This is a genomic window from Sphingomonas sp. PR090111-T3T-6A (genome assembly GCF_000383095.1).
In the GTDB taxonomy this organism is placed as follows: domain Bacteria; phylum Pseudomonadota; class Alphaproteobacteria; order Sphingomonadales; family Sphingomonadaceae; genus Solisphingomonas.
The window spans coordinates 37,123-49,691 of the sequence record NZ_AORL01000004.1 but is presented as its reverse complement, the minus strand read 5'-3'; the positions used below and the strand labels follow the sequence as shown (position 1 = coordinate 49,691).

Annotated in this window: 13 protein-coding genes; 7 read left to right on the top strand and 6 right to left on the bottom strand. The window is 68.7% G+C overall.

The features are described 5' to 3' along the window. The first annotated feature begins 19 nt into the window (after nucleotides 1-19). Together ST3T6A_RS0100710 and serA are read left to right on the top strand one after the other, a co-directional pair. Nucleotides 20-1,207, top strand: coding sequence for a phosphoserine transaminase (locus ST3T6A_RS0100710; protein ID WP_019830961.1), 1,188 nt, complete (start codon nucleotides 20-22; stop codon nucleotides 1,205-1,207). 84 nt (nucleotides 1,208-1,291) lie between these two features. Then, on the top strand, nucleotides 1,292-2,869 hold the full coding sequence (serA, locus tag ST3T6A_RS0100705; protein WP_019830960.1) for a phosphoglycerate dehydrogenase: 1,578 nt from the start codon (nucleotides 1,292-1,294) through the stop codon (nucleotides 2,867-2,869). 100 nt (nucleotides 2,870-2,969) lie between these two features. Here the strand turns inward: serA and ST3T6A_RS0100700 are convergent, their stop codons facing one another. Continuing rightward, entirely contained in the window at nucleotides 2,970-3,260 is a 291-nt protein-coding gene (locus tag ST3T6A_RS0100700; RefSeq protein WP_019830959.1) for a GIY-YIG nuclease family protein, read from the bottom strand. A 55-nt stretch (nucleotides 3,261-3,315) separates the two neighbouring features. On the opposite strand from ST3T6A_RS0100700, the gene ST3T6A_RS0100695 reads away from it, so the two are divergent. Together ST3T6A_RS0100695 and ST3T6A_RS0100690 are read left to right on the top strand one after the other, a co-directional pair. Continuing rightward, on the top strand, nucleotides 3,316-4,428 hold the full coding sequence (locus ST3T6A_RS0100695) for an ATP phosphoribosyltransferase regulatory subunit (RefSeq protein WP_019830958.1): 1,113 nt from the start codon (nucleotides 3,316-3,318) through the stop codon (nucleotides 4,426-4,428). A 1-nt stretch (nucleotide 4,429) separates the two neighbouring features. After that, on the top strand, nucleotides 4,430-5,719 hold the full coding sequence (locus ST3T6A_RS0100690; RefSeq protein WP_019830957.1) for an adenylosuccinate synthase: 1,290 nt from the start codon (nucleotides 4,430-4,432) through the stop codon (nucleotides 5,717-5,719). Nucleotides 5,720-5,797: 78 nt separating this feature from the next. On the opposite strand, the gene ST3T6A_RS0100685 is transcribed toward ST3T6A_RS0100690, so the two are convergent. The 5 genes from ST3T6A_RS0100685 to ST3T6A_RS0100665 form a co-directional block, all read right to left on the bottom strand. Next, complete coding sequence (locus ST3T6A_RS0100685) at nucleotides 5,798-6,091, bottom strand: hypothetical protein (protein WP_019830956.1); 294 nt, start codon at nucleotides 6,089-6,091, stop codon at nucleotides 5,798-5,800. Nucleotides 6,092-6,211: 120 nt separating this feature from the next. Then, a complete protein-coding gene (gene aroC / locus ST3T6A_RS0100680) occupies nucleotides 6,212-7,285 on the bottom strand; it encodes a chorismate synthase (RefSeq protein WP_019830955.1) in 1,074 nt (357 codons plus the stop codon). Beyond that, nucleotides 7,285-8,088, bottom strand: coding sequence for an enoyl-ACP reductase FabI (fabI, locus tag ST3T6A_RS0100675; protein ID WP_019830954.1), 804 nt, complete (start codon nucleotides 8,086-8,088; stop codon nucleotides 7,285-7,287). The genes aroC and fabI overlap by 1 nt, the downstream gene beginning before the upstream one ends. Continuing rightward, nucleotides 8,076-9,032, bottom strand: coding sequence for a YihY/virulence factor BrkB family protein (locus ST3T6A_RS0100670; RefSeq protein ID WP_026359306.1), 957 nt, complete (start codon nucleotides 9,030-9,032; stop codon nucleotides 8,076-8,078). The genes fabI and ST3T6A_RS0100670 overlap by 13 nt, the downstream gene beginning before the upstream one ends. Nucleotides 9,033-9,039: 7 nt before the next feature. After that, entirely contained in the window at nucleotides 9,040-9,990 is a 951-nt protein-coding gene (locus ST3T6A_RS0100665; RefSeq protein WP_019830952.1) for a DnaJ C-terminal domain-containing protein, read from the bottom strand. A gap of 112 nt (nucleotides 9,991-10,102) precedes the next feature. On the opposite strand from ST3T6A_RS0100665, the gene pdxH reads away from it, so the two are divergent. The 3 genes from pdxH to ST3T6A_RS0100650 are packed head-to-tail and all read left to right on the top strand — an operon-like array spanning nucleotide 10,103 to nucleotide 12,413. After that, nucleotides 10,103-10,681 carry a pyridoxamine 5'-phosphate oxidase gene (gene pdxH / locus ST3T6A_RS0100660; RefSeq protein ID WP_019830951.1) on the top strand — a complete coding sequence of 193 codons (579 nt, stop codon included), beginning with the start codon at nucleotides 10,103-10,105 and terminating at the stop codon, nucleotides 10,679-10,681. Beyond that, the gene (locus tag ST3T6A_RS0100655) at nucleotides 10,678-11,613 is read left to right on the top strand and encodes a cation diffusion facilitator family transporter (protein ID WP_019830950.1); all 936 of its coding nucleotides are present in this window, start codon (nucleotides 10,678-10,680) and stop codon (nucleotides 11,611-11,613) included. Before pdxH ends, ST3T6A_RS0100655 begins: the two co-directional genes overlap by 4 nt. Next, complete coding sequence (locus ST3T6A_RS0100650) at nucleotides 11,610-12,413, top strand: PhzF family phenazine biosynthesis protein (protein ID WP_019830949.1); 804 nt, start codon at nucleotides 11,610-11,612, stop codon at nucleotides 12,411-12,413. Before ST3T6A_RS0100655 ends, ST3T6A_RS0100650 begins: the two co-directional genes overlap by 4 nt. The last annotated feature ends 156 nt before the right edge of the window (nucleotides 12,414-12,569 follow it).

The following is a 12,569-nucleotide window of genomic DNA, read 5'->3' as shown; positions in this document are numbered from 1 at the left end:
CTCTGTGAGGAGAGTCTACATGACTGACACGTTGCGAGCCGACGCCGCATCTGCGTCCGCTGACCGTCCGACCGCGCCGAAGCCGGCGCGCCCCTTCTTCTCTTCGGGCCCCTGCGCCAAGCCTCCGGGCTGGGAGGCCGCGAACCTGCCGCACGCCTCGCTCGGCCGCTCGCACCGCTCGAAGCTCGGCAAGAGCCGCCTCGCCCACGCGATCGACCTGACGCGCAAGATCCTCCAGGTGCCCGACACGCACCGCATCGGCATCGTCCCCGGTTCGGATACCGGCGCGGTCGAGATGGCGATGTGGACGATGCTGGGCGCCCGCCCCGTCACCACGGTGGCGTGGGAGAGCTTCGGTGAAGGTTGGGTCACCGATGCCGCCAAGCAGCTCAAGCTCGATCCGAACGTCGTCAAGGCGCCCTATGGCGAGCTGCCGGACCTCGGCGCGATCGATCAGGACAGCGACGTCGTCTTCACCTGGAACGGCACGACTTCGGGCGTGCGCGTGCCGGACGGCGACTGGATCAGGGACGACCGCGAAGGCCTGCTGATCTGCGACGCCACCTCGGCGGTGTTCGCGCAGGACGTGCCGATCGAGAAGCTCGATGTCGTCACCTTTTCCTGGCAGAAGGTGCTGGGCGGCGAGGGCGCGCACGGCGTCATCATCCTCTCGCCGCGCGCCGTGGAGCGTCTGGAGACCCACACGCCGAGCTGGCCGATCCCCAAGGTCTTCCGCCTCACCGCCAAGGGCAAGCTCTCCGAAGGCGTCTTCAAGGGCGAGACGATCAACACACCGTCGATGCTCGCGGTCGAGGATTATATCCACTCGCTGGAGTGGGCGTTGTCGCTGGGCGGCCTCTCCGGCCTGATCGCACGCGCCGACGCCAATGCCGAGGCGCTGAACAGGATCGTCGCCGAGCGCGACTGGCTCGACCATCTCGCCGCCGATGCGGCGGTGCGCTCGAACACCAGTGTCTGCCTCAAATTCTCAGGCGACGCGGTGAAGGGCCTCGACGACGAGGGTTTGACCGCGATCGAGAAGAAGATGGTGTCGAAGCTCGAGGCCGAGGACGCCGCCTATGATCTGGGCTCGTACCGCGATGCCCCTCCGGGCCTGCGCATCTGGTGTGGTGCTACGGTCGAGACCGCCGACATCGAGGCGCTCGGACCGTGGCTCGACTGGGCTTTCGCGGCCGCCCGCGCCTGACGCTTCCCGGCCGGGCCACCGCGCCCGGCCGCCTTCCCGTGACACGAATTTCGGCCGGCCCGATCCCGGCCCATGGAGCATGACATGCCCAAGGTACTGATTTCCGACAAGATGGACCCCAAGGCCGCCCAGATCTTCCGCGAGCGCGGGGTCGAGGTGGACGAGATCACCGGCAAGACGCCGGAGGAACTGGCCGCGATGATCGGCGAATATGATGGCCTCGCCATCCGCTCCTCGACCAAGGTGACCAAGGCGATCCTCGCCCACGCGAAGAACCTCAAGGTGGTCGGCCGCGCCGGCATCGGCGTCGACAATGTCGACATCCCCGCCGCCTCGGCCGCCGGCGTGGTGGTGATGAACACCCCGTTCGGCAACTCGATCACCACCGCCGAGCACGCCATCGCGCTGATGTTCGCCCTCGCCCGCGACCTGCCCGAGGCCGACAAGTCGACCCAGGCCGGCAAATGGGAGAAGAACCGCTTCATGGGCGTCGAGGTGACGGGCAAGACGCTCGGCCTGATCGGCGCGGGCAATATCGGCTCGATCGTCGCGGACCGCGCGCTCGGCCTCAAGATGAAGGTGGTGGCTTACGACCCCTTCCTCACCGAGGAGCGTGCCGTGGAGCTGGGCGTCACCAAGGCGACGCTCGACGAGCTGCTGGCGCGTGCCGACTTCATCACGCTGCACACCCCGCTCACCGACCAGACGCGCAACATCCTCTCGGCCGAGAATCTCGCCAAGACCAAAAAGGGCGTGCGCATCATCAACTGCGCGCGCGGCGGGCTGATCGACGAGGCGGCGCTGAAGGCGGGCCTCGATTCGGGCCATATCGCCGGTGCCGCGCTCGACGTGTTCGTCACCGAGCCGGCCAAGGAATCGCCGCTGTTCGGCACGCCCAACTTCATCTCGACGCCGCACCTCGGCGCGTCGACCACCGAAGCGCAGGTGAACGTCGCGATCCAGGTGGCCGAGCAGATGGCCGACTTCCTCGTCTCGGGCGGCGTCACCAACGCGCTCAACATGCCGAGCCTCTCGGCCGAGGAAGCCCCCAAGCTCAAGCCGTACATGGCGCTCGCCGAGAATCTCGGCTCCCTGATCGGCCAGCTCGAGGGCGATGCGATCAAGGGCGTGGCGATCGAGGTCGAGGGCGCTGCCGCCGAGCTCAACCAGAAGCCGATCACCGGCGCGGTGCTGGCCGGCCTGATGCGCGTCTATTCGGACACGGTGAACATGGTGAACGCGCCGACGCTCGCCAAGGAGCGCGGCCTCGACGTGCGCGAGGTGCGCCATGACCGCGAAGGCGACTATCACACGCTGGTGCGCGTGACGGTCGACACCGCCGCCGGCCCGAAGTCGGTTGCGGGCACGCTGTTCGGCAACGCCTCGCCGCGCCTGACCGAGATCTACGGCATCAAGGTCGAGGCCGATCTCGACGGCCCGATGCTCTACATCGTCAACGAGGACGCGCCGGGCTTCATCGGCCGCCTCGGCACGACGCTGGGCGAGGCGGGCGTCAACATCGGCACCTTCCACCTCGGCCGCCGCGCGGCGGGTGGCGAGGCGGTGCTGCTGCTCTCGGTCGACACCGCCGTCGAGGAGCCGCTCCTCGCCAAGGTCCAGACGCTTCCGGGCGTGAAGACCGTCAAGGCGCTGACCTTCTGATAAAATCGTCGCTCCTGCGCAGGCAGGAGCCCATGTCTCTCGCTTCCTGCGGCACCGGCTGCGGAAAGAGACATGGGTCCCTGCCTGCGCAGGGACGACGTCAATGGTTGATGTCGTCCCAAAGATCGCGCCAGTCGGGATTCATCTGGCCGATGAGATTGAGTTTCCAGCCACGCTTCCATTTCTTCAGCGCCTTCTCCCGGACGATAGCCTCATCGATCCGTTCGTGCCGTTCGATATAGACGAGACGAGTCAGGCCATGCTCCCGACAGAATTCGGAACCCACGCCCTGACGATGCTGGAGCACGCGGCGCGCCAAAGCAGCCGTCACGCCAATATAAAGCGTCCCGCTCGGCCCGTTGCTCATCATATAAACCCAGCCGCCCGTCATCGAAACGCACGCTACACTGGCGCGCGGGCGAAACCACGCTAAAGGGGCTCACGCGATGACCTCACCCTCCCTCCTGCCCGAAGGGCTGCGCGACCGGCTGCCGCCGGAGGCCGAAGCGCTCGGCCGCGTCCGTGGAGCCGTGCTCCAGACCACCGAACTGAACGGCTATGCCCGTGTCGAACCGCCGCTGGCCGAGTTCGAGGCGACGCTGCTCGGCCGGCTCAAATCCTCGCGGTCGACCGATCTGCTGCGCGTGATCGATCCGGTGTCGCAGCGCACGCTGGCGCTCCGCCCCGACATCACCGCGCAGGTCGGCCGCATCGCCGCCACCCGCCTCGCCCATCGCCCGCGCCCGCTGAGGCTCTGCTATGCGGGGCAGGTGCTCAAGGTGCGCGGCACGCAGCTCCGCCCCGAGCGCGAGATGTGCCAGGCGGGCGCCGAGATCATCGGCACCGATTCGATCCCCGCCGTGATCGAGGCGATCCGCGTCGCGCTCGACGCGCTCACCGCCGCCGGCGCCACCGGCCTCTCGGTCGACCTGACGCTGCCCGATCTGGTGCCGTTGCTCGCGGCCGGCCCGATGCCGGTCGCCGATGTCGAGGCGGTGATCCATGAACTCGACGGCAAGGACGCCGGTGCGCTCGCGACGCTCGGCGCCGAGGCCTATCTGCCGCTGATCGAGGCCGCCGGCCCCGTGGAAGCGGCAACCGCGCGCCTCGCCCAGCTCGATACGGGCGGACTGCTCGGCTCGCGCCTCGACGGCGTGCGCGCCATCGCCACCGCGATCGGCGACCGCGCGACGCTGACCCTCGATCCCACCGAACGCCACGGCTTCGAATATCAGAGCTGGATCGGCTTCTCGCTCTTCGCGGATGGCGTGCGCGGCGAGGTCGGGCGCGGCGGCTCCTATTCGATCGTCCATCCGAGCGGGCATGAGGAGCCGGCGGTCGGCTTCTCGCTCTATCTCGATCCGATCGTCGACGCGGGCGTGGCCCCGGACGGGCGCGACCGCGTCTTCCTGCCGCTCGGCACCGCCGACGAGACCGCGATCCGCCTGCGGAGCGAAGGCTATGCCACCGTCGCCGCCCTTTCCGCCGCCGACGACGCCTCCGCGCTCGGCTGCACCCATGTCTGGGCGGACGCCGCCCTCCAAACGCTAGGAAACTAACATGGCCAACGTCACCGTCGTCGGCGCCCAGTGGGGCGATGAGGGCAAGGGCAAGATCGTCGACTGGCTCTCCGAGCGCGCCGAGGTCGTCGTCCGCTTCCAGGGCGGCCACAATGCCGGCCACACGCTCGTCGTGGGCGAGAATGTCTACAAGCTCTCGTTGCTTCCCTCGGGCATCGTGCGTGGCACGCTGTCGGTGATCGGCAACGGCGTGGTGCTCGATCCGTGGCATCTCAAGGACGAGATCGCCAAGCTGCGCGGCCAAGGCGTCACCATCACGCCGGACAATCTCCACATCGCCGAGACCTGCCCGCTGATCCTCCCCTTCCACCGCGATCTCGACGGCCTGCGCGAGGATGCGTCCGGCGCCGGCAAGATCGGCACCACGCGCCGCGGCATTGGTCCTGCCTATGAGGACAAGGTCGGCCGCCGCGCGATCCGCGTGTGCGATCTCGCCCATCTCGATGCGCTGGGCCCCCAGATCGAGCGTCTCTGCGCCCACCACGACGCGCTCCGCGCCGGCTTCGGCGAGCCGCCGATCGACCGCGAGCGCCTGCTGGCGGACCTGCGCGAGATCGCCGACGTCGTGCTGCCTTATGCCAAGCCCGTGTGGGTGACGCTCAACGAGGCCAAGCATGCCGGCAAGCGCATCCTGTTCGAGGGCGCGCAGGGCATCCTGCTCGACGTCGACCATGGCACCTATCCGTTCGTCACCTCGTCCAACACGATCGCGGGCACGGCGGCCAACGGCTCGGGCCTCGGCCCCAGCGGCGCGGGCTTCGTGCTCGGCATCGCCAAGGCCTACACCACGCGCGTCGGCTCCGGCCCCTTCCCGACCGAGCAGGACAATGAGACCGGCGAGCGCCTCGGCACGCGCGGGCACGAGTTCGGCACCGTGACGGGCCGCAAGCGCCGCTGCGGCTGGTTCGATTCGGTGCTGGTGCGTCAGGCGGCGGCGGTGTCGGGCATCTCGGGCATCGCGCTCACCAAGCTCGACGTGCTGGACGGCTTCGAGGAGATCAAGATCTGCGTTGGCTATCGCATCGGCGATCGCGACTATGATTATCTGCCGCCCCACGCCTCGGATCAGGCGGCGGTGGAGCCGATCTACGAGACGATCGAGGGCTGGAGCGAATCCACCGCCGGCGCGCGGAGCTGGGCCGAGCTTCCAGCGGCGGCGATCAAATATATCCGCCGCGTGGAAGAACTGATCCGCTGCCCGGTGGCGCTGGTCTCCACCAGCCCCGAGCGCGACGACACCATCCTCGTCCGCGATCCCTTCGCGGACTGATGAAAAAAGGGCCGGAGCATCGCTGCCCCGGCCCTCCTTGTATGGCGGGCATGGAGACCCGCCTGCCCGCCACCAAGCTTATTTCGGCTTATGCTTGTGCTTGGTCTTCGTCGTGGTGGTCGTCGAACCGCTGGAATCCGTGGTGCCCGTGGCCGCGCCCGCCGATGGATCACCAGCGGGAGCCTGGCTGGCGCTGGGATCGCCCGCCGGGGCGGTGGGCGGTGTCGCGCTCATATCCCCGCTGGGCGCCGTCGTGCCGGAAGGCGGCGGAGCCTGCATCCCGCCGGGGGCTCCACCCTGATCCGTCACCTGGGCGAAGGCCGCCGCCGGCATCAGCGCGATGGCCGCAGCGGCGATCAGAACATTACGCATCCTACTCTCCTCATGGTCTCTCCTGACGGAGGTTAACCATGAACGCGCCGCTGTTCGGGCGGTGCCACGCCCTGCCGCCGGGTCGGAGCGGCTGGTCGGGGAGGGGGGATTTTCGTCGTGTCAGCGGCCCGTCTGGGCGCGGTGGAGCAATTTCTGGTCGGCAAGCACCAGCGCCATCATCGCTTCCACGACCGGCACCGCGCGGATGCCGACGCACGGGTCATGGCGACCCTTGGTGCGGATGTCGGAGGCCTCGCCCTCGCGGGTGATCGTCTCGACCGGGGTGAGGATCGAGCTGGTGGGCTTGAGCGCCACGCGCACCACCACCGGCTGCCCGGTCGCGATGCCGCCCGCGATGCCTCCCGCGTGGTTGGCAAGGAAGAGCGGCTTGCCGTCCGGGCCGGGGCGCATCGGATCGGCGTTCTGCTCGCCGGTCAGCCGGGCGGCCTCGAAACCGTCGCCGATCTCGACGCCCTTCACCGCGTTGATGCTCATCATCGCCGAGGCCAGCTCGCTGTCGAGCTTGGCATAGAGCGGCGCGCCCCAGCCGGCGGGGACACCTTCGGCCACGCACTCGACCACCGCGCCGACCGAGGAACCGGCCTTGCGCGTGCGGTCCATGATCTCCTCCCAGCGCGCCGCGGCGGCGGCATCCGGGCAGAAGAAGGGATTGGCGTCGATCTGCTCCGCATCGAACGCAGACGGATCGATACGATCGCCGCCCAGCTCGACCAGATAGCCTCGAATGCGGACCTCCGGGATCGCCACACGGGCAATGCCGCCCGCCGCCACCCGCGCCGCCGTCTCGCGCGCCGAGGAGCGCCCGCCGCCGCGATAGTCGCGGAAGCCGTATTTGGCGTCATAGGCATAGTCGGCATGGCCGGGGCGGTAGGCCAGCGCGACCTCGGAATAATCCTTGGAGCGCTGGTCGACATTCTCGATCATCAGGCTGATCGGCGTGCCGGTGGTCCTGCCCTCGAACACGCCCGACAGGATGCGGACCTGATCCGGCTCCTGCCGCTGCGTGGTGAAGCGCGAGGTGCCGGGGCGGCGCTTGTCCAGCCAGGGCTGGATATCCGCTTCGCTGAGCGACAGCCCCGGCGGGCAGCCGTCCACCACGGCGCCCAGCGCCGGACCATGGCTCTCGCCCCAGGTGGTGAACCGGAAGACCCGGCCGAAGCTGTTCCAGCTCATCAGACGAGCGACATGTCCGGCGCGTCCTCGGCCTTCATGCCGATGACATTGTAGCCGGCATCGACATGGTGGATCTCACCCGTCACGCCCGCCGACAGATCGGACAGGAAGTAGAGGCCCGAGCCGCCCACATCCTCGATGGTGACGGTGCGCTTGAGCGGCGAATTCAGCTCGTTCCACTTCAGGATGTAATTGAAGTCGCCGATGCCGCGCGCCGCCAGCGTCTGGATCGGGCCGGCGGACACCGCATTGACGCGGATATTCTCCGAGCCGAGATCGACCGCGAGATACTTCACGCTCGTCTCCAGCGCGGCCTTGGCGACGCCCATCACGTTATAGTGCGGAATCACCTTCTCGGCGCCGTAATAGGTGAGCGTCAGGATCGAGCCGCCGTTCGGCATCATCTCGCGCGCCCGCTTGGCGACAGCCACCAGCGAGTAGGCCGAGATGTTCATCGTCATCAGGAAATTGTCGAGCGTGGTGTCGTAGAATTTCCCGCGAAGCTGCGTCTTGTCCGAGAAGCCGATGGCGTGGACGACGAAGTCGATCGTCGGCCATGTCGCCTTCAGCGTGTCGAACGCCGCATCGAGCGCGTCCATGTCGGACACGTCGCAATCGATCAGGAAATCCGAGCCCAGTTGCTCGGCGAGCGGGCGGACGCGCTTTTCCAGCGCCTCGCCCTGGTAACTGAAGGCAAGCTCCGCGCCGTGCTCGCGCAGCATCTTCGCGATGCCCCACGCCAGCGACTTGTCGTTCGCAAGGCCCATGATGAGCCCGCGCTTGCCTTCCATCAGACCGGCCATGATGCCTCCTCAGTCTCTTTGGGCGCCTCCTTTAGGCGCGGCGAGGGCGATTCCGCCAGTGCTGCGTTCACATGAGCGCCAATCACCATGCCCAAACCCACCAGCCAGAAGAAGAAGAGCATGATGATGACGCCCGCCAGGCTGCCATAGGTGCGGTTGTAGCCGCCCAGCAGGCTGAGCACGACCGGCAGCAGCGCCGTCGTCGCCAGCCACCAGACCGAGGTGAACAAGGCCCCCGGCCATTTCGGGCTGTTCGAGAAACGATAACGGCTTGGCGTCAGCGTGTAGAACAGGATGTAAAGGGCGCCGAACATCACCACGCCCGGCACGAGGCGGGAGAGGCCGATCCACCCCGCCACCTCGCGCGCGAAGGGGAGGAGACCGTAGACGATCTGCTCGGCCGCCGTCAGCGCCACCTGCGCGGAGAAGGCTACCATCACCAGCATCACCGCGACGATGATGATCGCCACCGATCCCAGCCGCGCGTGCCAGAAGGCCCCGCTCGCGCGCAGGCCGTAGGCGCGGCGCAGAATATCTCTGATCGTCTCGATGTAGCTCCCGACCGTCCACAGCCCGACGATCGCGCCCATCCACAGCAGCGGCCCGGTCCGCGCCGCCAGCACCGAATCGATCGCCGGCTTGAGCAGCCCCGCCACCCCGTGCGGCATCACGCGCAGGAAGGACGTCACCGCCTCCGCCCCGTCGCCCGATCGGCCGAAGAGCTGGGCCAGCGCGGTCATGATGATGAAGAAGGGAAAGAGCGTCAGCAGCGTCAGATAGGCAAGGTTTCCTGCGTGGATGAAACCATCCGAATAGACACCGACGATGACCCGGCGGATCACCTCGAAGGCCTGCCCCGTCACCCCGAACCGTGCTCTCGCACGCTCCAGCGTGCCCAGGCGGGCAGCGCGGGCCTCGGGGCTTTCGGGGGACAGACCCTTCATCGATGCCTTAGACGCCCAGCCCCGCGCGCGGGTTGCGTGAGCGGTCGCCCTGCCATTCGTCGACCAGCTTTTCCAGCTCGGCATCGCCCGAGGGGATGTCGATCAGCAGCGTCACGAGCTGATCGCCGCGCCCGCTGATCGCGCGGTGGAAACCCTTGCCGCCGAGCCTGAGCACCTTGCCCGAGGTGGAGCCCTTCGGCACCGTCACCATCACCGGGCCGTCGACCGTCGGCACCTTCACCTTGCCGCCGAGCACCGCCTCGTCGAGCCGGACCGGCAGGTCGAGCCGCACATCGTCGCCCTCGCGCTTGAAGAAGCGGTGGGGCGTCACCTCGATGGTGACGATCGCGTCGCCGGGGCCGCCGGGGCCGGGCTCGCCCTGTCCGGGGAGGCGGCGCTGCGTGCCGGTCTCGACGCCGGCGGGAAGTTTCAGCTCGATCGTCTTGCCGTTGGAGAGGCTCACCCGCTGCGGACGGAGCGCCGCCGCATCCTCGAAGCTCACCGCGAGGCGATAGGCGACGTCCGCGCCCTTCTGCTGCGGCGCCGCGCCACGGCGACGGCCGCCGAAAGGCCCGCCGCCACCGCCGAACAGCTCGTCGAAGATGCTGCTGAAATCGCCGGCCTCGCCCTCGAAGCCCGCCGCCCCGCCGGGGCCTGCACCCGGCCGGAAGCCGCCGCGCCCGGCAAAGGGATTGCCGCCCGCCGCCCCGGCGCCGAAGCCGAAGGGAGCCTTGGGATTGCCCTCGCCGTCGATCTCGCCGCGGTCGAAGCGGGCGCGCTTGTCCTTGTCGGACAGCAGGTCATAGGCGGCCGTCACCGCCGAGAAGCGTTCGGCCGCCTTGGGATTGTCCGTATTGCGATCGGGATGCAGCTCCTTGGCGAGCTTGCGATAGGCCGACTTGATCGCCTTTTCGTCGGCATTTCGGGCCACGCCCAGGGTCTGATAGGGATCCGCCATTGTCTACCTGTATCGCAGTCCTCGCCGTAACCAACTGTTGCCCAAATACAACAACTGAGATGTGGACTCGCCACGCCTAACGCAAGAGGCCCGTCAACGCTATGTGGAGCGCATGACCGACGATCCGCACGCCCTGTTCGCCGCCTGGCTCGAAGACGCCCGCGCGAGCGAACCCAACGATCCCAACGCGATGGCGGTTGCGACCGTCGGGGCCGACGGGATGCCGTCGGTGCGCATGGTGCTGCTCAAGGGGCATGATGCGCGCGGCTTCGTCTTCTACACCAACCAGCAGAGCCGCAAGGCCGGCGAACTCGCCGCCAACCCCAAGGCCGCGCTGCTCTTCCACTGGAAGAGCCGGCGCCGGCAGGTGCGGATCGAGGGGCTGGTGAGCATCGTCGCAGCGGACGAGGCGGATGCCTATTTCGCCTCGCGCAGCCGAGATTCGCAGCTCGGCGCCTGGGCGTCCGACCAGTCCCGCTCGCTCGACGCCCGCGCCACCTTCGAGGCGCGCTTCGAGGCCGAGCAGGCACGCTTCGAAGGCCGCGACGTGCCGCGCCCGCCGCATTGGGGCGGCTATCGCGTGATGCCGGAGCGGATCGAGTTCTGGAGCGACCGCGCGCACCGCCTGCACGAACGCCGCGTCTTCACCCGCACCGCCGACGGCTGGAGCGAAGGGCTGCTCTATCCATGAACCGCACCGCCGATCAGGAGACCGGCGCCCTCAACCGCCGCGCGGCGCTGGCCAGCGTGGGGGTGGCGACGCTGCTGCTGGGGTTCAAGGGCTATGCCGCGCTCGTCAGCGGATCGGTGGCGATGCTGGCGTCGCTGGCGGACACGGGGCTCGATCTCGTCGCCTCGATCGTGACGCTCTACGGCGTCCATGTCGCCGCCCAGCGCGCCGACGAGCATCACCGCTTCGGCCATGGCAAGGCCGAGTCGCTCGCCGCGCTGTTCCAGGTGGCGCTGATCGCCGCCTCGGCAGTGGCGATCGCGGCGCGCGCGGTGATGTCGCTGCTCCACGCGACGCCGACCGCCTCGCCCGAAACCGGGATCGTCGCCTCGATCGTCGCCGCCGCCGCGACGCTGGCGCTGCTTGCCTATCAGCGCGCGGTGATCGCGCGGACCCGCTCGGTCGCGATCGGGGCGGACCACCTCCATTACAAGTCGGATCTCGCGCTCAATGGCGCCGTGGTGCTGGCGCTGGTGCTCGATCGCTATGCCGGGCTCACCGGCGCGGACGCACTGTTCGGCCTGCTGATCGCTCTCTGGCTGGGCTGGGGCGCGTGGACGTCGGCCACCCACGCCATCGACCAGCTCATGGACCGCGAATGGCCCGAGGAGAAGCGCCGCGCCTTCCTCGATCTCGCCGCCACCATCCCGGCGATGGCGGGGATGCACGATCTGCGCACCCGCACCAGCGGCGCGCATGATTTCGCGCAGTTCCACATGTCCTTCCCGGCCGAGACGACGATCGGCGTCGCGCACGCCGTCATGGAGGATATCGAGACGCAGTTGATGGCGGCCTTTCCGGGGCTGGAGGTGCTGATCCACCCCGATCCCGTCGGCCATGTCGATCAGGAAGGCGCGCTGCCCAAGGCCATCGCGGAACGGAGCGAGATATGAAGCTGCCCTTCCTCCAGATCGACGCCTTCGCGGACCGGCCGTTCGCCGGCAATCCGGCCGCGGTGGTGCCGCTCGATCGCTGGCTGGAGGATGAGATGCTCCAGCGGATCGCGGCGGAGAACAACCTCTCCGAAACGGCCTTCCTCGTGACGGACGCCACCGGGGAGGCCGATTTCGAGCTGCGCTGGTTCTCGCCTGCGGCCGAGGTGGCGCTGTGCGGGCATGGCACGCTCGCCTCGGGCCACGCCATCCTCGGCACCGAGCCCTGCCGCAACCGCGTCACCTTCCGCACGCGCCAGGCGGGCATCCTCGCGGTCGCGCGGGACGGCGCGGGCTACAAGCTGGCATTGCCGGCGTGGAAGCCCGAGCCTCGGCCGCTTCCCGCCATCGTCGCCGCGCTGGGACTGGACACGGTCGTCGAGACGCTCTGGCATCCGCACCGCTACGCGCTCGTCATCGTCGAGAACGAGGACGTGGTGCGCGGCCTCACCCCCGATTTCCGGGCGCTGGCGGCGGAGGGTAATATCCTCGCGATCGTCTCGGCGCGAGGCCGCGAGACCGACATCGTCAGCCGCGCCTTCGCACCGGGGGCGGGCGTCGACGAAGACCCGGTGACGGGCTCGGCCCATGCAGTGATGGCGCCCTATTGGGCCGAAAAGCTCGGCCGCCCGGAGTTCAGCGCCTTTCAGGCCTCAGCGCGCGGCGGTCGTCTCGGCTGCCGGCTCGACGGCGAGCGCGTGATCCTGTCGGGGCGCTGCGTGACGGTCATCGAAGGCGCCCTGTTGCTTCCCTGCAACTGATGGCACGGTCGTGCAAAGCGTCAGAATTGTGACATCGTTGTCGTTTTGACCGCCCTCCCGGTGCCGGTTACGAGCCCTCGCAGCAGGAGCGGAATGCCGCCCGGCGGGCGCGGAGGAGGGCCAGCGCGGCCACGAACTCTCGCGGCGTGACAGAAA

Coding starts and splice junctions, on each gene's coding strand:
- pdxH (WP_019830951.1), top strand. CDS start 10,103: ATGACCGACGATCCGCACGCCCTGTTCGCCGCCTGGCTCGAAGACGCC.
- ST3T6A_RS0100710 (WP_019830961.1), top strand. CDS start 20: ATGACTGACACGTTGCGAGCCGACGCCGCATCTGCGTCCGCTGACCGT.
- ST3T6A_RS0100650 (WP_019830949.1), top strand. CDS start 11,610: ATGAAGCTGCCCTTCCTCCAGATCGACGCCTTCGCGGACCGGCCGTTC.
- fabI (WP_019830954.1), bottom strand. CDS start 8,088: ATGGCCGGTCTGATGGAAGGCAAGCGCGGGCTCATCATGGGCCTTGCG.
- ST3T6A_RS0100685 (WP_019830956.1), bottom strand. CDS start 6,091: ATGCGTAATGTTCTGATCGCCGCTGCGGCCATCGCGCTGATGCCGGCG.
- ST3T6A_RS0100690 (WP_019830957.1), top strand. CDS start 4,430: ATGGCCAACGTCACCGTCGTCGGCGCCCAGTGGGGCGATGAGGGCAAG.
- ST3T6A_RS0100665 (WP_019830952.1), bottom strand. CDS start 9,990: ATGGCGGATCCCTATCAGACCCTGGGCGTGGCCCGAAATGCCGACGAA.
- ST3T6A_RS0100695 (WP_019830958.1), top strand. CDS start 3,316: ATGACCTCACCCTCCCTCCTGCCCGAAGGGCTGCGCGACCGGCTGCCG.
- aroC (WP_019830955.1), bottom strand. CDS start 7,285: ATGAGCTGGAACAGCTTCGGCCGGGTCTTCCGGTTCACCACCTGGGGC.
- ST3T6A_RS0100670 (WP_026359306.1), bottom strand. CDS start 9,032: ATGAAGGGTCTGTCCCCCGAAAGCCCCGAGGCCCGCGCTGCCCGCCTG.
- serA (WP_019830960.1), top strand. CDS start 1,292: ATGCCCAAGGTACTGATTTCCGACAAGATGGACCCCAAGGCCGCCCAG.
- ST3T6A_RS0100655 (WP_019830950.1), top strand. CDS start 10,678: ATGAACCGCACCGCCGATCAGGAGACCGGCGCCCTCAACCGCCGCGCG.
- ST3T6A_RS0100700 (WP_019830959.1), bottom strand. CDS start 3,260: ATGACGGGCGGCTGGGTTTATATGATGAGCAACGGGCCGAGCGGGACG.